Origin of the sequence: Glutamicibacter sp. FBE19, from assembly GCF_015524875.1 — a bacterium.
Taxonomy (GTDB): domain Bacteria; phylum Actinomycetota; class Actinomycetes; order Actinomycetales; family Micrococcaceae; genus Glutamicibacter; species Glutamicibacter halophytocola.
The window spans coordinates 159,038-180,405 of record NZ_JACKQN010000001.1 but is presented as its reverse complement, the minus strand read 5'-3'; the positions used below and the strand labels follow the sequence as shown (position 1 = coordinate 180,405).

The following is a 21,368-nucleotide window of genomic DNA, read 5'->3' as shown; positions in this document are numbered from 1 at the left end:
GCCAGAGCTGCTTTCCCACCACACTTCCCCACGGCGGCAACATGACAACCACCACTGCGCTCGTGCGGACCAATTCCAAGGTCTTCACCGGCAAACTCGCATTAGGAATCCTCGGCGTCCTCCTGCTTCTGGCCCTCTCCCTGCTCACCGGCGTCTACGACATTTTTGGCAAGGACGATGGTGCGCAGATGTTCGCCATCACCCGCATCCCCCGCACCATCGCGCTGGTGCTCGCCGGAGCAGCCATGGCCATGAGCGGACTGGTCATGCAGTTGCTGACGCAGAACCGCTTCGTGGAACCCACCACCACAGGAACCACTGAATGGGCGGGCCTGGGCCTGCTGGCCATGCTGGTGCTCTTCCCCAGTGCGAGCCTGCTGGCAAAAATGGGCGTGGCCATCGCCTTCGCCTTTATCGGCACCATGGTCTTCTTCCTGTTCCTGCAGCGCGTTTCGCTCAAGGCCTCGCTCACCGTCCCGATTGTGGGCATCATGCTCGGATCCGTAGTCGGGGCCTTCTCCACCTTCTTCGCGCTGTCCACCGACAAGCTGCAATCGCTGGGCATCTGGATGGCCGGCTCCTTCACCTCGGTGATCCGCGGCCAATACGAAGTGCTGTGGATTGTTGCCCTGGTCGCCGTGGCTATTTACATCGTGGCTGACCGTTTCACCGTGGCCGGGCTGGGCGAAGAGATCGCCACCAATGTCGGCTTGAACTACCGCCGAGTGATGCTGCTTGGCACGGCGCTGATCGCCATTGCCACCGGCGTGGTCACCGTGGTGATTGGCAACCTGCCGTTTTTGGGACTGATTGTGCCGAATATCGTCTCGCTGATCCGCGGTGATGATCTGCGCAGCAACCTGCCGTGGGTGTGCCTGATGGGCATCGCGATCACCACCGTGTGCGACTTGATCGGGCGCACCATCATCATGCCTTTCGAAATCCCGGTCTCCCTGATCCTGGGGGTACTCGGCGCGATGGTCTTCATCTTCCTTCTGCTCAGGCAGCGCAAAGTTGGCTAATCTCATGACTGCTCCCGCCCTCGGAACACACCATCCCAGCCGGTGTTCAGGACCGCTGTCCAGCGCCAAGGTCCGCAAGCGCTACTGGATTACCCTAAGTGTCCTGATCGCGCTGGCCGTGCTGTTCGCTGCCGGGTTGCTGGCCTGGGATAACCCCATGCCGGTAGGCTCCACCGGCTTCTGGGTGATCGCGAAACTGCGCGCCAGCAACGTCTTGACCATGGTGGTCGTGGCCCTGTGCCAGTCCATCGCCACCGTCGCCTTCCAAACCGTGACCAACAACCGCATCATCACCCCATCCATCATGGGCTTCGAGGCCCTGTACCGGGTGGTGCAAACCGGAGCGGTCTTCGTCCTGGGCGCCGCTGGCATCACCTTCTTCACCGGGCTCAGCCAGTTCATCTTGCAGGTGGCCATCATGGTGGGCCTCTCGGTGGCGTTGTATGGCTGGCTGCTGTCGGGAAAGCTCGGCAATATCCAGATCATGCTGCTGGTGGGCATCATCATAGGCACCGGATTGGGTTCGATTTCCACCTTCATGCAAAGGCTGCTGACCCCGAGCGAGTTCGATGTGCTCACCGCCCGGCTCTTCGGCTCCATGGCCAATGCGGATATGGGCTACATGCCGGTGGCCATTCCGCTGGTGGTGATTGCCGGCGGCTATCTGGTGCTGGCTTCCAAGAAGATGAACGTCCTGGCCCTGGGCAAGGAAACCACGATCAACTTGGGGCTGAACCACCGCCGCGAGGTCATGAAGGTCCTGTTCTTCGTATCCGTCCTGATGGCTGTGACCACGGCTTTGGTCGGCCCGCTGACCTTCTTGGGCTTCCTCGTGGCAACCTTGGCCTACCAATTGGCCGACACCTACGACCACCGCTACATCTACCCGATGTCATTCCTCATCGGCTTTGTGGTTCTGGCCGGCGCGTACTTCATCATGAAAAACCTGTTCTATGCCCAGGGCGTGGTGGGCATCATCATCGAAGCCGTCGGCGGCATCACCTTCTTGATCTTCATCCTGCGAAAGGGACGGCTGTGATAACGCTCAAAGACGTCAGCAAAAAGTACAGTTCCAGCGTGGCTATCGGCCCGGTCACCCTGGAAATCCCCACCGGCGGGCTGACCGCGCTGGTCGGCCCGAACGGCGCCGGCAAGTCCACCATGCTCACCATGGTGGGACGGCTGATGGGCATCGATGAAGGGAGCATCGAGGTCTCGGGCTACGACGTCGCCACAACCAATTCGAAAGATCTGGCCAAGATCGTTTCGATCCTGCGCCAGGAAAACCACTTTGTCACCCGCCTGACGGTGCGCCAGCTGGTGGGCTTTGGACGATACCCCCACTCCAAGGGCCGGCTGAACCAGGCCGATGAGGAGATCATTTCGCGGTCCATCGATTTCCTGGATCTGGGCGAGCTGGAAGGCCGCTACCTTGACGAGCTCTCCGGCGGCCAGCGCCAGCGCGCGTATGTGGCCATGGTGCTGGCCCAGGACACCGATACCGTATTGCTCGATGAACCGCTGAATAATCTGGATATGAAGCATTCGGTGGTCATGATGCAGCATCTGCAGCGTGCTGCGGCGGAACTGAACCGCACCATCGTGATCGTGCTGCACGACATCAATTTCGCCGGCCATTATGCGGACTACATTTGCGCCATGAAGCACGGCAAGGTGGTGCAATTCGGCACCCCGGAGCAGATCATGCAAGACGAGATCCTCACCGAGGTCTTCGAGACCCCGGTGAGCGTGATCCCCGGTCCCAACGGCCCGCTGGCGGTGTATTACTGATCCCGGCAACTGCGGGACATCCCGCATGGCAGCAACCCCGATCTCCCGGCGTGAGGCAATCCTGCATCGATGGCCGGGCGATTTCCTGAATGCCCGTACGAGTGCTGTTGCTGGCATTCCATCACTGATCTCTATTGGCCGCTGAAAATCAGGTTCTCCATGGATTCCGCTTCGCCGGGCCAGAGCGGACCGCCACAGCATCTGCGAGCTGTCTTGTAACTATGCAGAGTTCTTGGCGATCTTTGACTCAGCCGTCCGCCTGCGGCGCCTCAGAGGCGAAGCCGCGATAAGCGTCGATCACCCTGTCCAGATAGGTCGAAATTGCCAGTCGCTCGGAGCTGGAAAACCCCGCAGAAGCCTCGTTGAGCGCCCCGACCAGAGGAGAGATTTCGGCGCGGACCCGGTTTTTGGCTTGGGCCGTTGGAATCAGCCTGAATCGGCGGCGGTCGCGCTCATCTCGTATCCGCTCGACATGCCCGGCAGCAACCAACCGGTCTATCACCTCTGTTGTCGAGGAACGGGTAATAGCCAATCGTTCCCCGAGCTCCCCGGGGCTCAGCGCGGTTGCCGAGAGCGCAATGTACTCGATAGCCAGGGCATCCGTGGAGTTCATCGTCATCCGTCGAGCCAGCTCCGCGCTGGCAGCACCGAATGCGTCCTGAAGTTCTCTCAAGGCAGCCGCGGACAAATTCCTGCCGGGCTTTGGTTCAGTGCTCACGTATGGATTCTATCCCACCATATGCTACGGTAACCGTACTATTTATTTTCAGGAAAGATGCCATGCCTTCACCAGCTCCCGATGCCCCCGATCAAGATCCCGCACCGGATGGAACAACCAAAAAGTCCCTTTGGCGCCGCAAGTGGATGATAACGCTCCTCTCCGTATCGGCGCTGCTCGTCGCAGCCCTGTCCGCTGCGATAATTTGGGCGTCGTCAAGCTATCCTGCCAACGCCGAGCGCCTGGAGAAGGTGCAATCCGACGCGCACCTCGCCTATGAAGACCTTGGCGACGCAATCAGAATCAAGCCCTCCGATGATCCCACCGGGCAAGGCCTGATCTTCTTTCCCGGAGCCAAGGTGGAACCACAGGCCTACGCATCACTGCTCGCGGAAGCAGCTGATCACGGAGTCACCGTCATCATCGTCAAACCGCCGCTGAACATTGCCCTGCTCCAGCTTGGAAATCTCGACAGCTTCATGGCCCTCGCACCAGAAGTCGATACCTGGGCTGTTGGCGGCCACAGCATGGGCGGAGTCAAAGCGTGCCAATTCGCGGACGATCCGCAGGTGTCTAGCCTGCTGCTCTTCGCCTCGTACTGTGCTTCCACTGAGGTATCGGATCATCCGGGCCTCGATGTGCTTGCCTTGTATGGCGACCGGGACGAAGTCATCAACCGGCAAGAAGTAGAGAACTTCGAACACCAATTTTCCGAGAATGCCAGCAGCGCCACGCTGAACGGCGTGACCCACGCACAGTTTGGCGACTACGGCCTCCAGCCAGGTGATGGCACGGCATTGGTTTCAATATCCGAAGCCCACCAGTTGATCTCCGGGCGTTTCCTCCCCTTCCTGCTAGACCGTTAGAAGATCCATGTCGAATCGGCCTCCCCTCGCCACCACCGTGAAGAATCCCGCATCCCTGGCGCGCAGGTTGCGCCTGCCCACGCGCCTCGATCGCAAGGTCACCGTGCTTGCCTGGTGCTCGTTCGTGGCCCAAGTACTGGTCATCGCAACCGGTGGCGCCGTGCGCCTGACCTCCTCCGGCCTCGGCTGCCCTACTTGGCCCTTGTGCACTCCGGAATCACTGGTGAATACTCCTGAAATGGGCATTCACGGGTTGATCGAATTCGGGAACAGGACCCTGACCGGACTGGTTGGAGGGCTCGCCTTAGCCCTCCTCTTATGCGTTTTCCAGCTCAGAGCGCAGCGCAAGGACCTGTACATCCTGGCCAGCTCGGTACTCGTGGGCGTCATGGCGCAAGCACTGGTCGGAGGAATCACGGTCCTCACCGGACTGAATCCGTTCATCGTCGGATTCCACTACCTCGCATCCCTCACCTTGGTCTGCCTCAGTGCGCTCTTCGTACACCGGCTGGGCGCCGGAGCAAGAACCCCCGCGGGCCTTGCATCTCCGCGATGGCTGAAAAATAGCCTGTGGGCCACCGCCAGCCTCACCGCTGTGACGGTCGTCCTCGGTGTGCTCACTACCGGAGCCGGGCCTCACTCAGGGGACGCGGCGGCAGGAAGGAATGGATTCAATGCGGTGATTCTCCAACACGTCCATGCCTGGCCGAGCTACCTGCTCATCGTGATGACGCTGCTCCTGGCCCTGGTCTTGCACTCGAAGAAGCATGAATCATGGAAGTGGGCGGCTCTCCTGGTGGCCATCCAGGCCATGCAAGCAGCCTTGGGCATCTTCCAGGCCAGAAATGGCTTGCCTGAACTGGCCGTGGGATTCCACATGGTTCTGGCATCTCTTCTGGCGGCCACAACAGCCATCATCTTCGTCCGCACCCAGGGGTACCTGATGTCCCAAAGCCAGCAGGCCTAGGGAGCATCAAGAGGCGTCCTGCTCCTCGGGCGGCATCTGCCCGTCCCAGTCCTGCGGCTTGCCGTTGAGATCCTGCCGGCTTTCGGGCACGTCCAGGCGTTGGGCCGTCAGGTCGCGCGGAATCAGGTTGAAGCCCTGCCAGTGCACTTCCATGGGAGACTGCTCCTCGTCCCGGGGCACGTGGTGGTAGCCCACGGCGACCCAGGAAACCATGTCATCGAGCTTCTCATCTTTCTGTTTCTGGACATAGTCCAGCACTCCGCGCCCGCAGGTGCCGCGGTTATAGGTGGCGTATATCTGGCATTCATCCGCATTGGTAAAGGCGACATCGTAGCCGATGCTGTCATCGCCATCATCCGAGTGCTCGTGGTTGCGCTGGTCGTCGATGAAGGTGAAGCTGTCGGTTTTGCCCATGCTGATTTCGTAGGACATCACATGCCCATCCTCGTTGAGCAGCTTTGGAGCCGAGACCTTCCACCAGCGCTTGTCGGTCCACTTGGCCGTGGCAGGGGTGGAAATCGTCGAGTACTCGCCTTCAACGATCGGTGAATGCTTCCCTTCCTTGCCGGTTGGCTTGGAGTCGTACTGCTCGATCTTCTGCCCGGTTTCCCCGCCCAGGGCCCAGTCGATTTTCCAGACCGCATTGTGCGAGTGGCTGGAGGCATGGTCGTGCTCGCCGCTGCCAACAGCGCTGCCGTGCTCCGCATCGCTGTAGTCCGCCGGGGAAAGGTCGCCGGTGGCGCCCAGCGAGGGGCGGATGGTGCCATCGGCGCCGAAGGTGATCTGGTTGATGTATTCGTACCAGCCGACCTTTGAAATAGTTGACAGCTGCCAGTCGTCCTTGCGCTTGGCCAGCAATTCGCCGACCTCCGCCGAGCGATAGGACAGTCCCGCATCGACCATGTCGCTGCAGAGCACCGGGCGCTCCTCGATGGTGCCGAATTTCGTGCCATCGCCGATGGTGGGAATCGGATGCTTCTTCAGCTCGCCTGCGCATTCGATCTCCGTCAGCGAATGCATATTCGGCCCGCCGAATCCGGCGGTGGTGATATCCGAAGTGGAACGCCCTCCGTCGTCATAGGGCACTTCCAGCTGGGCCAGCGACATCGAGCTGATCAGCTTGATCGGCTCGCTGGCCGGTGGGGCGAAGGCAATGTCGCTCAAGACCATGCCGAGCTTGGGATCAACGGAGAAGCACATCGACCAGGTGGCGCCACTGGTCATGTCCTTGGATAGCGCTTGGCTTCCTTCCCGGCAGCTCCCCTGTTCCTGGGGCGAAGCGGAATTCGAGGACTGGGTCGTGGCAGGCGGGGCGGCATTCTGGCAGCCGGCCAGAAGCGTGACGGCCACGGCAAGGCCCAGGCCGGTCAATGATTTCGAAAGTAAGTTGCTGAGCACAGTCATGAGTCTAGTAAAGAGCTGGCTTTCTCTTGCGTTCTTGGATTCACGTGCTTAACGCGCCAAGATGGGGAACCCACAAGCAGGCTCCCCATCTTGGTGTTATTTACAACAGATCACAATCATCTGTCGTTGTCTTGATTAGCTGCGCTGCGAGCGGCGGCGAGCCATTACTGTCAGGGCGACACCGCCGGCTGCTACCAGCAGGCCGAGCACCGAGTATCCGATAACTTCAGCACCGGTGTTAGCCAGGCCGTCATTGTCGTTGTCGCTGTCGTTGTCACCGTCGTTGTCGGTGCCGTTGTTGTCGTTCGAACCGACTACCTCGAACTCGCCGGAGTCAATGGTCTTGCCGTCTTCGTCATTGACGTCTACGGTGTATGGCCCCTCCTTGATGTCCTCAGGCAGCTGGATCTTGAACTCGAAGCCACAGCTTTCATCGATGGTGATCAGCTGGCCGGCAGCTGCATCGCCGATGGATACCTCGACCTGCTTGCCGTCCTCACCGGTGACGGTGATTTCTACAACCTGGCCTTCGGCGAATCCTTGGCCCTTCACGGTTACGGTTTCTCCGGCCTTGACCTTCGAAGGAGTTACCGTGATGGATTCCTCAGCGGCGCAAGTGTTGGCGTCCTTGTCGGTGACTCGCAGGTCGCGGGTCTGCTCGACACCCTTTGGATCAACGGTGGCGACCTTGTAATCGCCTTCTTCCGCATCCTCAGGGACGGTCATGTTGGTCGTGAACTTGCCTTCGTCGTCGGTCATGACTTCGATGGTCTCGATCACGTTGCCGTCCTTGTCGCGCAACTCGATGGTGATGTTGGTGTTCGGCTCGTAGCCTTCGCCATCGATGGTGATTTCCTCGCCCGGTGCTACCTCGTCAGGAGTGACGGTGAAGGTTGGGGTTTCGGCGTTCTCATCGATGATCAGACCGGCATCAACACTCTGGTTGCTGGCCGAGGCGGTCGAGAGCTGAACTGCAGCGCTGCGTCCGTCCTGGTTTGCATCCGAGTCCTTGGAGCGGTCATCCCCGGCGCCTGCGGTGGTGAAGGTGGCGTTGGTTGGGGCGTTGAACTGTACGGTGTATTCGCCGTAGTTCAGGTCGCCGAAGCCGTACTTGCCATCTTCGCCGGTGGTCGTGACCACTGCGTTGCCGTCGACATCGAGCACTGCGTTGCCTTCGGAATCGAGCAGGCTGACACCGACACCTGGTACTCCGGCCTCGCCCTCGGACTGGATTCCATCCTTGTTGGAGTCGTTCCAGACGAAGTCACCGATCGAAGCGCCATCGTTGCCGTTGCCATCCGAATCGACGACCTTCAGGACGGTGGTGTCCTTGTTGCCTTCGGCATCCTCGGCAGCGACCGTGTAGTCGCCGTCCTCGGCATCTTCAGGAACGGTTACCTCGGTGCTGAAGTGCCCGTTCTCGTCGGTGGTGACCATGACAGGCTCGCCCAGCGGGTTGCCGTCCTTGTCGGTCAGCGTGACGGTCACTTCGCTGTTCGGTGCGTAGCCCTCACCGGTGACCGTGGTGCTTTCACCCGGTGCAACGGTTTCCGGATTCACCGTAACGGTAGCTTCCTCCACTGCCGGTGCATCGGTGATGCCGGCATCCACGCCCTGGTTCACAGGAGCCTGGCTAGTCAAAGTGACAACCTCGGTGCGGCCGTTTTCCCCGGCGTCGGAGTCGATGCCGCGGTCCTCGCCCACGCCTGCCGGTGCGAAGGAGGCTCCCTCTGGTGCTTCGAATTCAACGATGTACTGCTGAATCTTCAGGCCAGCGAAGGTGTAGGTGCCGTTCTCGTTGGTGGTGGTGGTGACCGGGTCGCCCGATTCGCCTGCTACTGGGTTGCCTTCGGCATCCAGCAGGTTCACCGTGACACCGCCCAGGCCCGACTCGCCATCGTCCTGCAGGCCGTTGCCGTTGTCATCGCGCCATACGCGGTCACCCAGCTCGCCGTTGTCATCGCCGGAGTTGCCATCCGGGTCGGTGACGGTCAGCGGAGCGTCGTCCGAGTTGCCCTCCTCATCGGTGGCTTCTACGGTGTGATCGCCAGGAACTGCATCTTCTGGAACCGTGATTGCCTTGCTGAAGCTGCCGTTCTCGTCGGTAGTAGCCTCGGCCGACTGGCCAACAGGCATTCCCTCCGAGTCCTTGAGCTGGACATCGACCTTCGAGTTCGGGGCATAGCCTTCGCCGTTGACCGTGGTGTCCTCGCCCGGAGCCACTTCATCAGGGTTGACAGTGACCGTTGCTTCCTCGACTGCAGGAGCATCGACGATACCCGCGTCAATGGTCCGGTCAGCTGGAGCGGCGGCGGTCAAGGTCACGGTGCTGGTGCGGCCGTTCTCGCCGGCGTTGGAGTCCACTGCCGTATCGTCGCCAGCTTCTGCTGGCGAGAAGGAAGCGCCCTCAGGTGCCGCGAATTCAACGATGTACTCGCCCAGTGCCAAGCCGGTGAAGGCGTAGCTGCCGTTGTCATCGGTGGTGGTGGTGATCGGGTTGCCCTCGGCGTCGGTGTAGGCGTTGCCTTCAGCGTCCAGCAGGTTCACCACGGCACCGGCCAGGCCGGATTCGTTGGAGTCCTGGATGCCGTCGCTGTTGGCATCGCGCCATACGCGGTCGCCGAGCTCGCCGTCGCCACCTGGGTTCGGGTTAGGGTTCTCGCCGTCTGGTTCCGCGACCGTCAAGTCCACGGTGTCCTTGTTGCCTTCGGCGTCCTCTGCGCTCACGCTGTAATCGCCTGGTTCCACGTCCTCGCCGATTGGCAGCGGGGTGGTGAAGTGGCCATTCTCATCCGTGGTGACAGTGATCGGGTCGCCGATCGGGTTGCCCTCAGGGTCAACCAGCTGAACGGTCACGTCCGAGTTCGGCGCGTAGCCATCGCCGGTCACCTGGGTTTCCTCGCCTGGCTTCACCTCGGTCGGGTTCACCGTCACGGTGGCCTCGTCCACAGCTGGAGCGTCGACAATACCGGCATCAACCGTCATGTTCGCAGGAGCGGTGGAGGTCAGCGCCACCACTTCGGTGCGTCCATTCTCGGCTGCGTCGGAGTCAAGAGCATCGTCATCGCCGGCGTTGGCCTGGGTGAAGGATGCGCCTTCCGGAGCAACGAATTCCACGGTGTATTCGCCCAGTGCAAGCCCGGCGAAGGTGTAGTTTCCGTTGTCATCGGTGGTTGCGGTAACAGGGTTGCCATCAGCGTCGTTGACCGGGTTGCCTTCGGCATCCAGCAGGTTGACGGTGACTCCTGAAACGCCAGCTTCACCATCGTCCTGGACGCCGTCGGAGTCCAGATCGTTCCAGACCCGGTCGCCGAGCTCGCCGTTGCCACCTGGAAGGCTTCCATCGGTGACGGTCAGCGGGCTTTCTACCGGAGTATCGGTGGCGACGTCGGTAGCCACTACCTTGTAGTCGCCTGGTGCGGCGTCCTCAGGAACTGGAATTTCAGTAGCTGGAACGTTGCCCTCGGCGTCGGCTGGGACGGTGATCGGGTCACCGACCGGGTTGCCCTCTGGGTCGGTCAGCTGCACGGTGACATCGCCCTCAGGGGTGAAGCCGCTACCGGTCAGGCTGGTGGACTCCCCTGGTGCAACCGAGGTTGGGTCCAGGGTGACCGAAGGATCAACAACAGCGTCATCGTCAACCAGGCCGGCATCCACCTGATCGGTGGTCGGTGCTTCCTCGGTCAGCGTGTAGACGTTGGTGACACCCTCAGGATTCGGATCCGAGTCAACAGCACCGTCGTCGTTGGTTCCCTGAGGCGAGAAGGCCTTGCCCTCAGGAGCAACGAACTGCACGGTGTAGCCGCCAAGCGCCAGCTCGCCGAACGAGTAGTTGCCGTTCTCGTCGGTGGTGGTGGTGACAGGGTTGCCATCAGCATCGTTGACCGGGTTGCCATCGGCATCCAGCAGGTTCACGACAACACCTGGAACACCAGGCTCGCCCTCATCCTGCAGGCCATCGCTGTTGGTGTCCTCGAAGACGAAGTCACCGAGCGAACCTGGGCCTGGCTGCGCGCCGCCGTCCGTGACGGTCAGGTTGCTGACAACCGGGGTATCGGTGGTTACGTCGGTAGCCACGACGGTGTAGTCGCCTGGCTGGGCGTCAGCTGGAACCGGTACTTCGGTGGCTGGAACATTGCCCTCAGGGTCGGCCGGAACGGTGATCGGGTCACCGACCGGGTTGCCCTCTGGGTCGGTCAGCTGCAGGGTGACGTCGCCCTCAGGGGTGAAGCCGTCACCGGTGGCGTTGGTGGATTCGCCAGGAGCGACCGAGGTCGGATCCAGCGACAGTACCGGGTTGATCTCGCCATCAGCGTCGACCAGACCGGCGTCAACCGTGTCATTGGCCGGTGCTGCCGAGGTCAGGGCCACCGCCGGGGTGCGACCATCGCTGCCGGCGTCCGAGTCGATCGAGTCGTCATCGCCCTGGTTTGCAGGCGAGAATGCCTTGCCTTCAGGAGCAACGAACTGGACACTGTACTGGCCCTCCGGCAGTTCGCCGAAGGAGTAGTTGCCGTTCTCGTCGGTGGTGGTGGTGCGAGGGTTGCCGTCGGCGTCGTTGACTGGGTTGCCATCGGCATCCAGCAGGTTTACGACGGTGCCTGGTACGCCGGCTTCGCCTTCGTCCTGCAGTCCGTCGCCGTTGTCATCCGAGAACACGGTGTCGCCGATGGTGCCGTTGCCTGGCTGCACGCCGCCGTCGGTGACGGTCAGCGGGCTCTCTACCGGGGTATCGTTGGTGACATCGGTTGCCACGACGGTGTAGTCGCCTGGTGTGGAACCTTCAGGCACTGGAATTGCGGTGGCTGGAACGTTGCCCTCTGGGTCAGCTGGCACGGTGATCGGGTCACCGACCGGGTTGCCATCTGGGTCGGTCAGCTGCAGGGTGACATCGCCTTCAGGGGTGAATCCGGTACCGGTCAGGTTGGTGGATTCGCCTGGAGCAACCGAGGTTGGGTCCAAGGTGATGGCCGGGTCGATGGCCGCGTCGTCGTCAACCAGACCAGCATCCACTGCGTCGGTGGTTGGAGTCTCGGCGGTGACCGAAATAACCGGGGTAACACCCTCGGCGTTTGGATCCGAGTCGAGAGCGTCGTCGCCGCCCTGGTCTGCAGGCGAGAATGCCTTGCCTTCAGGAGCAACGAACTGCACGGTGTAGTCGCCCTCCGGCAGTTCGCCGAAGGAGTAGATGCCGTTCTCGTCGGTGGTGGTGGTGCGCGGGTTGCCGTCGGCGTCGTTGACCGGGTTGCCATCGGCATCCAGCAGGTTCACGACGGTGCCTGGAACGCCGGCTTCGCCCTCGTCCTGCACGCCGTCCATGTCGGCATCGTCGAAGACCAGGTCTCCGATGGAGCCGTTGCCTGGCTGTACGCCGCCGTCGGTGACGGTCAGCGGGCTCTCTACCGGGGTATCGGTGGTGACGTCGGTAGCCACAACCTTGTAGTCGCCCGGCGCGGAACCTTCAGGCACTGGAATGGCGGTCGAAGGAACGTTGCCCTCAGGGTCGGCTGGCACGGTGATCGGGTCGCCCACTGGGTTGCCCGAAGGATCGGTCAGCTGCAGGGTGACATCGCCATCCGGGGTGAATCCGGTACCGGTGAGGTTGGTGGATTCGCCTGGAGCAACCGAGGTTGGGTCCAAGGTGATCGCCGGGTTGATGACTGCAGCGTCGTCACATGCGCCGATGCGAACACCGGCGGTGCCGAGGTTCAGGCGTCCTGCGTCAGCAGCCTGCAGGAGGCCGATGCTCAGTGCGGAGACCTCAAGGCTGTCGGTGAGGGTGCCGTCTGGTCCTTCGCAGGTCGTGGTGACCTGGCGGTTCAGTTGCACCGAAACGATCTGTGCCATCAGGGTGAAGACTGGCTCCAGAACCTGACGCACTGGCAAAGTCATGGCATTGGTCTTGATGTCGGTGATCAGCAGGTCGTAGATGGCGTGTCCGCCGTCGCCGACCAGGAAGTCGCGGATCGGAACCACTGCGGTGTTGATCAGCGGGATCAGCGTAGTGTTGATCAGCGGCTCGATTACGGCACAGCCTGCACCGGTGCAGTCTACCGGTGCCACGTTCTCGGCGCCGAGGTTGACGCTCCAGTTTGCAACGGTCTCGCCAACAATCGGCGCAGTCTGGGTCAATTCGAAGTTCAGCGTAATGCTGGAAATCGCGCCTTCGATGGCGTTGGTGGCAACCTTGATGACCTCTTCGATGAGGTCGTGGATCGTCTCAGCGATGATCGGGTAGATCTCGTTGCTGATCAGCTCGGTATTCGGGTTCTGGTTGTTGATGCCGTCAGGCAGGTCGACGCCCTCTGGACGCTCACCCGAGTAGGCCTTGTCCAGGTCGACGTAGAGCTTGCCCGTCGAAAGATCGATGCTGAGCACTTCGTTCTTGGAGGTGATCGGCTGCGCCAAAAGCTCCTGGAAGACTTCTTCCTGGATGTTCGACTCGGCAGAGACGTCAATTGTGGCACCGACAGGCAGTGCCGACGTGATGGTATTGAGCAAGTCAGTGAGCTGGCTCATCCCATTGACGGTGTCTTCCAGAGTCTGGTCGACCGTTGCCAGCTGGTCGTAGATTCCGCTGGCAATCTGGCTGACGATTGGCGATTCAAGTTCAAGATTTGCTTCGGCTACGCGATACTGGCCGTCGCCACCCACGCCATCAGGATCCTGGAATGCGCCATCTACGGCTTCGACGTGTGCGCCGCCAACGCCGGCGGTCAATTCCGCCTTGCTGACGATGTCGTCGGTCAGTCCGTCAGTTCCGGTTGCACGGAACAAAGAAAGTAGGTCTAGTTTTGCGGTACCAAATCCACCAGCCTCACCATCGAGGCTGACGGAACCATCGGCACCGGCGATACCAGAAATCGCCTCGCCATTCTTGGCGTCGGTGGCAGTCGACTGCGACAGCAGAGCGCCAAGCTCTCCGTAGTCGATGATCTGGTCGATCGGCAGGTTCAAGCCGCCCAGATCGAGCATCTGTCCGCCGAGGAGGGATGCGTTCAGTGCACCATCATCGGTTGCTGGTCCCCCAGGGAACAGAGCCCGGCTCTGTCCGCCACCGGCAAGTTCCTGACCAATCAGGCTCAAGTCGATATTGCTGGCTGCTGCCTCAGTGGTTTCATCTGGCTGGGTGTCTACGTCGGCCATCGCAGGGAGGCCGAAAGTCGTGACAGCAACCGAGGAGACCATTCCCAGTGCTACTGGCCGTCTCCACCATCCGGCAGTTACTGCAGGTGCTGTCTTGCGTTCTGAGCGTCGCATACGGACACCCTCCTTGCTTTGAAGTGCTTGTGATTTTTGTCCCAAGGTTTCCCCAAGGTTTATCCAAGCCTGTTTGCAGGGGAAAGCACAAGAGATTGACGTAAGTTTCTTAAAATTAATCTGATCGATGATTGTCGTTTGACTACTCAAAAAAGGCATGCGAAAGCGATTAATGCTTCTGACTAAAGATTTGTCCGCCAGATGGTGAAAGGATGGATGGTCGAATCATCCAGCTACAAAGTGCGTGGCGACTTGTCTTGGCAGCGTTTTTGCCCGTCGCCAAATGCTCCCATCCGAGGGTTCTCAGTGATGGGAGTGCTGGGTTTTTCGGTGGAACGCCTATCCCGCACGCGGTTTCGGCTGAACTTTCGTCCAAATCCTCGGCGTAAGAGAAGATAGCGCGGATTGATCCATAATTGAGGCCGGTCTAATCGGCAAGGAAAGTGCCGAATCCTCTTTTAGTAGCAACGCCAAGCAGCTGGTTTCACCTGGAATGGCGCCGTGAGGTCTGCAGTTAGCTCCACAGACCGTTCATATGCTCCTTGCGGAAATCAAAGAGAGCAGTGATTGTATTCATTTCTCGTCCTCCGTTGCTTGCAATGACTAACATCTGGGCAGTTTCGGTTGATTCATGTGTACCGTAAAACTAGCAAGCAATTTCCTGAGAGTTACCCATGTGCGTGAATATTACGTGCTAATTCATCAAAAGTTCGTTAAATCGACAGGTCAACACAAGAATCTAGCAGCGTCAATACTACTTTTGGAGGATGGCACGGTTTATCGATTCATCGTATATTCAGCTTTTTATCAGGTTGCTGACAGTGATTTATCAAGGTGCAATACCGGAGATTTTGCACGGTGCACGTGGGGTTAAAACCGCATATCCCCTTTTTCTGGATCTGCCCATCGGGCCAACTCGCATCGAATCCTGCGCCAGCTTCGCCACCGAGCAGCCGGCAGTCCGTGGCCCGGGATAAAACTGCTCGCGCCGGCTCGCATTTTTTCAGGCCTGCACGATGGAACGCAGAGCCTTGCCTATTTGGACAGGGCAAAGGCAGGGCCATCGACCGCGTCGTCTGGACGCGGAGGATGGCCCTGCCTTGGACACACTAAGCTTTCCGAGCCAATTGCTCAGCAGCAGCCCGTTCCGTTTCAGGCACGCCGTGCGTGAAATTTCCCAACCATCAGATCCACGGCCAGGAACGCCGCCAGGCTGATGCCAAGCAACGGTAGGAGAATTCCTACTGCCGCGGCTGCCAGCAGTAACAGTGCTGATCCCCACCACGGTGCGCGCGACAAGGCACCGCGCCTCGGTGGCTTGCCCATCAACTGTGCAGAATTTCGCGTAGGGCGGCGTTTCCACCACATCGCGTATCCAAGGATCACCATGGCGGCGATCGCCGAGGCGAGTAGGAACAGCAGCACTTGATTCGGAAGTCCGAACATGGTGCCCATATGGATATCGATGCCCCAGCGTGAAAGTTTCGCAACCAGGCCGAACTCCTTGAAATCAACGCGATCGACAACTTCCAGGTTCTGGCCATTAATCGATACCGCGTCGACTTCGGTCGGGAAGGAACGCTGGATTTCCTGCACTACCCAGGCTTTGCCTTCCGCTGCGGGAGGCTTGATTTCCACCAGTTGAGTATTAATGTTGATTTCCTTGCCTATCGACAGCATTGTGTCGAAAGCTGCCGGGTTCACCATCTTCCCGGATTGTGCTGAGTCCACCCCGTGATGATGGGCATGCTCGTCGCCGGAGGAATCGGCGAAATCGGATAATTCGGTGTTCACCGACGGGGTTCCCCAGTTCAATGCCGAGCGGAGTTCGCCCACATTCGCCCCGCCAAAGGTTGACCAGGTGATGCCCGTGGCAGAGAGGAAGAATGCACCGATGAGAATCCACAGTCCCAGCGAACCGTGCCAGCTAGCCAGCTTTCGATACCCCTTGGCGCTGATGCTAGGGCGCAGCAGATCCTTCTTGCGTTTCGTTTTCCTGATCCGCTGGACCCACAAGCCGATTCCGGCCAGGGCGATAATCCCCAGCCAGGATGCCGCCATCTCGCTGTAAAGCCGTCCTGGTTCGCCGAGGTGCAGATTCCGGTGCAGCTGGTCGACCCAGGTCCGCAGCGGGAGGGAGCCGCTGGTTCCGTAGGTTGTCAGGTCTCCGCGGATTTCTGCGGTGGCAGGATCCACGAAAACAGCTCTCATTTCGCTGGAGCCCAACCCGGGTTCGGAGTACATCACCCGGGTGGTGTCGCCCGGGTTCGGGGCCGGGCGAACAGCAGCAGGCGTATCCTGGTCCCCGAGGTAGGCATTGGCTGCCTCGATCTGTTGTGCCAGTGGCAAATAGGCATCTGCAACGGGGGCGTGCAGTTCCCGGGCGTAGACCGCTTGCTCGACTTGGGGCATCACGGAGTACAGCGCACCGCTGAGCGCCGCAACCAGGATGAAGGGGCCAACGAAAATTCCTGCGTAGAAATGCAGGCGCAGCAACAGCTGCCCAAACCAGCCCTTGCCCGCTGGGCGGGGCCGCTGGGGTGAAGATGATTCTGGTGAAGTCTCCAGAAGAGTCATGATGGTTCCTTGAAAAAGTGAAAAGTCGGGGATCTCAGGCGGTGAAGTACGTATCGCCGATGAAGCCGTGCTCCTGGCAGCCCGGAGGGATCAGGAAAACGGCAGACCCGATGGGAGTTGTCCATTGGTTCAGTGCGTCTAGCTGATCCAGCCGCTGCTGCAATGGCACGTACTGCTTGGCAACGCTCTTTTGATAGGACACGAAGATGAGCCCGGAATCAGAGATGTTCTCGCCGGTGGGCGGTTCGTCGTAGTTGTAGGCCCTGCGATAAATCCGTTCTTCCGGATTCTCCGAGCGGGCGCGCCGAATATGGGCCTGGTCTCCAATCACGGCGAAGCCATTAACCGTTAGCCGGCGGAAGTCCGGTTCATCATGTTCAAGGGCACCGGTCAAGGGCGCGCCGTTGTCCAGAGTGCGGCCTACGCTGAATTCCCGCGCGGGCCGATCCAGTTCATCCCAGGTTTCCAGATTCATGCGGATCCTGCGCAGCACCATGGTGGTGCTTGAATCCTTGTTCCAGACAAGCTGGTTGAACTCCTGGGTGCCAGGTGCCAGGTTGGAAGTCCCATCGATCTGGCCGAAGAGATTGCGCATTGTCGTTGAGCTGGCTTCTGACCCGCGGGCTCTGCGGAAACCTGCCTGCGTCCACTTCACCGTGGCGAAGCTGCGCGCGTCCTTGAGCAGCATGCGTTGTGCATGGGACACAGTGAGCCGGTCATCCGCAGCGATGTGCAGCAATAAATCGCCGTCGCACCAGCGCTGTTCCAGCCGGTCGATGCCAAATTCCGGCAACGGCTTGACTTCCGAGGTGGACGCACCTGCCAGCTTGGCTATTCTGCTCCCGAACCCGAAGGTCACGGTGAGCCGTGCCGGCAGGTGCGCCAGCTCAGGTTCGGTATCGGCCAGCGCTTCACGGCCCTGCGTCAGCCTGGCAGCGTCATCGGTGAGTATGCGGAGCAGCCGCTGAACGCTGTCCCGGTCCACCTCGTCGCGCAGCGTCAAGGCAATATACGCTGCGTAGGCTTGGGGCGCTGTGGCGATTCCGGCCTGATGCGATCCATAAAAGGGAATGGTCTCCTGCCCGTGCAAAGGCTCGGACGCACCGGGAGGAGAAGCCGAATCTGCCAGTGATTCAATACCCAGCGCGGCGACTGCTCCAAGGCCTGACGCGGCACCTGCAATCAGCAGTCCCCGGCGGCTTGGCCGCGTAGCGGTCCCGGAGCGTTCCGCTCCCATCAGTGCCCATGTCCGCTCTGCGACGACGATTCATCGTAGCTTTCCTTGGCCCCGGCGAAATCCTTGACCGGCGCTGTGAAATCGAAGCTGCTCTCATCGGAGAATTCCAAGGTGAGAGCCACTTCATCACCGGCCTTGAGCGGTTTCTTCGGATCCATGATCATCAGGTGGTTCGCGCCGGGTGCAAGCTCCAGCTTCCCGTGGGCTTCAATGGTGAAACCTCCGGTTTTCTCGCGCATGACCATGGCCCCGGACTCATTGGCCACGGTCTCATGCAATCCGGTATCACCCGATACCGCGCTGGAGACCTGCGTAATGGTCACCGCGCGATCCCCGGTGTTTTCGATGGTGCCGAAGGCCGAGGACATATCGTCTTGTGTTGCCTTGAGCCAGAGGTCTTTTACCTCAATGGTGGTTCCTGCCGGGGAAGGCGATGCAGCGCCGGGTTCAGGAGCGGCGCAGCCGGCAAGGAGGATCAAGGAACTCGCGCCAAGCGCGGTGGCACGAAGGCCAAATGATTTTTTCAAGGGTCATCCTGTGAATTTTGCGCGAAGCGCTGAGATGGCTTCGCGAGAGCGCGAGGCGGGCCGCGTGCCCGTCTGGCATGACTGGAATCCGGCAGCGTGAAATGGCGCCGCCAGCGTGCTAACACCCCGTAATGCGGGGATGGGAATGCGCAGAAAATTGCGGCGAGAACATGCGGCAGTGTGCCCGATGCGGGGACATGAAGCGAAAGGCTGGCCTCATTTGATCTCCTGGGTCAGCGCTCATTGGCGCTCGCCAGTCAGCCATGGGCATCACAAATCCCGGCAGGGAAAGTTCCGTGCGCGGCGAATAAGACCGCCATCAGGTCCTGCGCAGGGGTCAAAACTGCGGTAGCGAAGCCTAGCTTCGATTAATGGGCGGTGTTCTGCGCTGTTGTCACCAGCGGAGGTCCGCGCCGGATAACGCTTGTCGAGTACACCGCCAAGGTGCAGGCCCGCGGCTCTTCCCATCCCGGAGGAGCAGTTAGGGGTGCGGGCGGCTGGTGCGAATAGGCCAGGAGAACCCAGAACCGGGTCCAGTGGCAAAGGGCCATGAGGCCGGCGAGACTGGACATGAGCTGGTCCCCGCGATGCACGAAGAGCACCGTGGCAATACCGGCAATAACGTGGGCGATAATCATGGAAGCATCACCGTGTCCAGGCATCGGCAATGCCGAGTCCCGCGGGATCTCGAGGATCATGCTCATGCCATGCGCGCCGAAATTCCCGGGGCTCGGCTGCGCCATCGACGCATGGCCCGACCCCATGGAGAACATCAGGTGGAACAGCATCTGGCTGATGGCCACCATGATGGCCAGCCGAAGCAGCGTGAAATGGCGTCCGCTGAGCCCTGTGCAGACCAGCGATGACAACGACAGCGGCAGGGCGATATTCAGAACGCCCGGCACTGCCCCTCCGGCCAGCACGTGGGATAGCAGCGATACGAAAGTCACGCAGAACGCGACCGCCATGCCTCTGAGCACACGTGTTGAACGGGAGGTTTTTTCCACAGGCAACAGTATGTCAGATACGGGATTCACTCTCCGGCAGGCCCGGCCGGACGCGGGCTCAGCCTTTGAGCGACGCGCCGCCGCAGATGGTCATCACCTGGCCGGTGATGGAGTTGCCATGCTCCCCGCCCAGGAACAGCACCAGGGCGGCCACATCGGCGGGATCCACGAGCGCGCCCAGGGGCGGCGTGACCGGCGGGACGCCCGCCCTGCGCGGATCAACCATCATCGGGGTATCAGTGGGCCCCGGCGCCACGACATTGCAGGTGATGCCACGGGGCGCCAGCTCCATGGCCCAGCTGCGCGACAGCCCGGCGAGCGCTGACTTGGTAGCGGCATATTGGCTCTTGCCAGCGACACCGCTCATGGTCCGGCTGCCAATCAAGATGATCCGGGAGCCATCCTCCATCTTCGGTGCCAGGGTATTGAGCAGCACCATTGGCGCCTGCACATGAACCGCGTGCATCCCCGCCAGATCCTCCGCCTTGAGCTCGCCCAATGCCCCGGTCGCCATATAGCCCGCGGCATGGACAAAAAGATCGGGCGCCGCCAGCTGCTCCGCGGCTTCCTGGACCTGGCCCAGGTCTCCCAGGTCGGTGCTCCGCCAGGAGAAGCGCTCATCGGCGATGGCCGGTGCCCTGCGGCTCAGGCCCGTGACTTCATAGCCGGCTTCCAGCAGGGCGCGGGCGATCGCTTCGCCAATGCCGGAGCTGACCCCGGTGACCAGAGCGCTAGGCATGATCGCTTGCCTCCGGCGCGCTGACCCACGAAGGGTCGATGCGCACGTACTTGATGGCCTGGCGGAAATAGGTGTAGGCCAGGTGCAGGGCCCCATCCTGGCCTTCGTGGATGGAAGGATAGGAGAATTCCCGGTTCAGCCCCTCGCGGGAATTATTGGAAAGGCAGTACCCGTCCCCCACTTCGAGGTTCCTTCGTGCTGGCCAGCTTCTGCCCTGATCCGATGAGATCGCCACGGTCAGCGGCGCGCGGGGCGTGCCCCAGAAGGCCTTTTGCACCCCGGGTTCCCCGGTGGCCACCGGTTCGAACACCACCGGGCCATCGACGCTGGAATCCAATCCCTCATCGTCGATCTCGTCGTAGAGCGACAGCCGGCGTTCGGTCTGCTCAGTGGCCTGGGAGTGGTTGTAGATCAAGGCCAAGCGGCCATCATTCATGGAGACGAACTGGATGGATGAATTGTTATTCGGCAATTCGGTGGCTTCCGGCACGCTCCACGTCAGCCCGCCGTCCTCGGAACGCGAGGCATAGATCCAGTCGGCCCAGCGGCTGCGATACAGCGCGAGCAGGCTGCCGTCGGCCAGCGCCGCGACATTCATGTGCACGCAGCCGGTGGAACCCTCGATAATCTGCTCGGTCCATGTGGCTCCGCCATCGGTGGAGACCATCAGTGCGGAGTCGTCGAAGTCCCCCACCCATTTTTGCCCTGGCACGGTAGCGCAGCGGAAGACCGGAACATATAGCCGTTCGCCGACCTGCACCGGTGGCTGGCGCACGAAGACCCCGCCGTGGTCGCTGGCGGCAAAGAGGGTTTCGGGGTCGGACCAGGTGCTTCCGTGGTCGCTGGAGATGCGGCGGCGCACCTCGGAAGTATCCTGGTTTCCCGCGTGCTGGGCCGTGTACAGCAGCCAGAGATCCTCACCGTGGCGGTACAGGATCGGGTTCTGCTCGGAACGGGTCGAGTCGCTGGACAGCTGCTGTGCCGGCGACCATTTTTCCGCCCATTGCCCCTCGGGCAGGCGCTGCAGGGTGGAGAAGTAGATGCTGATATCCGCCACCCCTTCCTGTGTTCCGCCGAACCAGACGCAGCCCAGATCCCCGTTGCCCAGGGTCATCAGGTTGGCTGCGTGGGATTGCACGGTGGGTGCCGGCAGGTAGGCGTAGGCCAGCGGCCCATCCTCGTGGATCTGCCCGTCGGGGTTGATGGTGGAAAAATCGGTCAACGACATTGTCTGATTCCTTGCTGTCTATTCG

Annotated in this window: 14 protein-coding genes; 5 read left to right on the top strand and 9 right to left on the bottom strand. The window is 60.9% G+C overall.

Annotated elements, in window-relative coordinates:
- Nucleotides 1–41 precede the first annotated feature (41 nt).
- The 3 genes from H6F58_RS00790 to H6F58_RS00780 are packed head-to-tail and all read left to right on the top strand — an operon-like array spanning nt 42 to nt 2,813.
- Nucleotides 42–1,022 (top strand): iron chelate uptake ABC transporter family permease subunit, encoded by a 981-nt coding sequence (locus H6F58_RS00790; protein WP_060703007.1) that lies wholly within the window; start codon nt 42–44, stop codon nt 1,020–1,022.
- 4 nt (nt 1,023–1,026) lie between these two features.
- Nucleotides 1,027–2,061, top strand: a complete 1,035-nt coding sequence (locus H6F58_RS00785) for an iron chelate uptake ABC transporter family permease subunit (protein WP_171918475.1) — start codon at nt 1,027–1,029, stop codon at nt 2,059–2,061.
- Nucleotides 2,058–2,813 (top strand): ATP-binding cassette domain-containing protein, encoded by a 756-nt coding sequence (locus H6F58_RS00780; RefSeq protein WP_060703009.1) that lies wholly within the window; start codon nt 2,058–2,060, stop codon nt 2,811–2,813. Before H6F58_RS00785 ends, H6F58_RS00780 begins: the two co-directional genes overlap by 4 nt.
- A 247-nt stretch (nt 2,814–3,060) precedes the next feature.
- On the opposite strand, the gene H6F58_RS00775 is transcribed toward H6F58_RS00780, so the two are convergent.
- A complete protein-coding gene (locus H6F58_RS00775; protein ID WP_171918476.1) occupies nt 3,061–3,531 on the bottom strand; it encodes a MarR family winged helix-turn-helix transcriptional regulator in 471 nt (156 codons plus the stop codon).
- A gap of 62 nt (nt 3,532–3,593) precedes the next feature.
- Between H6F58_RS00775 and H6F58_RS00770 the strand changes: the two genes are divergently transcribed.
- On the top strand, nt 3,594–4,397 hold the full coding sequence (locus H6F58_RS00770) for an alpha/beta hydrolase (RefSeq protein WP_171918477.1): 804 nt from the start codon (nt 3,594–3,596) through the stop codon (nt 4,395–4,397).
- 7 nt (nt 4,398–4,404) lie between these two features.
- Nucleotides 4,405–5,364 carry a COX15/CtaA family protein gene (locus H6F58_RS00765; RefSeq protein ID WP_171918478.1) on the top strand — a complete coding sequence of 320 codons (960 nt, stop codon included), beginning with the start codon at nt 4,405–4,407 and terminating at the stop codon, nt 5,362–5,364.
- 6 nt (nt 5,365–5,370) lie between these two features.
- Here H6F58_RS00765 and H6F58_RS00760 read toward each other — a convergent pair whose 3' ends face one another.
- The 8 genes from H6F58_RS00760 to H6F58_RS00725 form a co-directional block, all read right to left on the bottom strand.
- On the bottom strand, nt 5,371–6,762 hold the full coding sequence (locus tag H6F58_RS00760) for a copper amine oxidase (protein ID WP_171918479.1): 1,392 nt from the start codon (nt 6,760–6,762) through the stop codon (nt 5,371–5,373).
- A 141-nt stretch (nt 6,763–6,903) separates the two neighbouring features.
- Nucleotides 6,904–14,028 carry an SdrD B-like domain-containing protein gene (locus H6F58_RS00755; protein WP_195180857.1) on the bottom strand — a complete coding sequence of 2,375 codons (7,125 nt, stop codon included), beginning with the start codon at nt 14,026–14,028 and terminating at the stop codon, nt 6,904–6,906.
- 1,152 nt (nt 14,029–15,180) lie between these two features.
- Complete coding sequence (locus tag H6F58_RS00750; RefSeq protein ID WP_195180856.1) at nt 15,181–16,605, bottom strand: PepSY-associated TM helix domain-containing protein; 1,425 nt, start codon at nt 16,603–16,605, stop codon at nt 15,181–15,183.
- Nucleotides 16,606–16,639: 34 nt separating this feature from the next.
- Nucleotides 16,640–17,842, bottom strand: a complete 1,203-nt coding sequence (locus H6F58_RS00745) for a Dyp-type peroxidase (RefSeq protein ID WP_146276899.1) — start codon at nt 17,840–17,842, stop codon at nt 16,640–16,642.
- Nucleotides 17,842–18,369 carry a copper chaperone PCu(A)C gene (locus H6F58_RS00740; RefSeq protein ID WP_244652215.1) on the bottom strand — a complete coding sequence of 176 codons (528 nt, stop codon included), beginning with the start codon at nt 18,367–18,369 and terminating at the stop codon, nt 17,842–17,844. Before H6F58_RS00740 ends, H6F58_RS00745 begins: the two co-directional genes overlap by 1 nt.
- A 368-nt stretch (nt 18,370–18,737) precedes the next feature.
- The gene (locus H6F58_RS00735) at nt 18,738–19,319 is read right to left on the bottom strand and encodes a hypothetical protein (RefSeq protein WP_195180855.1); all 582 of its coding nucleotides are present in this window, start codon (nt 19,317–19,319) and stop codon (nt 18,738–18,740) included.
- A gap of 115 nt (nt 19,320–19,434) precedes the next feature.
- Nucleotides 19,435–20,115, bottom strand: a complete 681-nt coding sequence (locus H6F58_RS00730) for an SDR family oxidoreductase (protein ID WP_171919647.1) — start codon at nt 20,113–20,115, stop codon at nt 19,435–19,437.
- Nucleotides 20,108–21,343, bottom strand: coding sequence for an exo-alpha-sialidase (locus H6F58_RS00725; protein WP_171919648.1), 1,236 nt, complete (start codon nt 21,341–21,343; stop codon nt 20,108–20,110). The genes H6F58_RS00730 and H6F58_RS00725 overlap by 8 nt, the downstream gene beginning before the upstream one ends.
- Nucleotides 21,344–21,368: the final 25 nt, after the last annotated feature.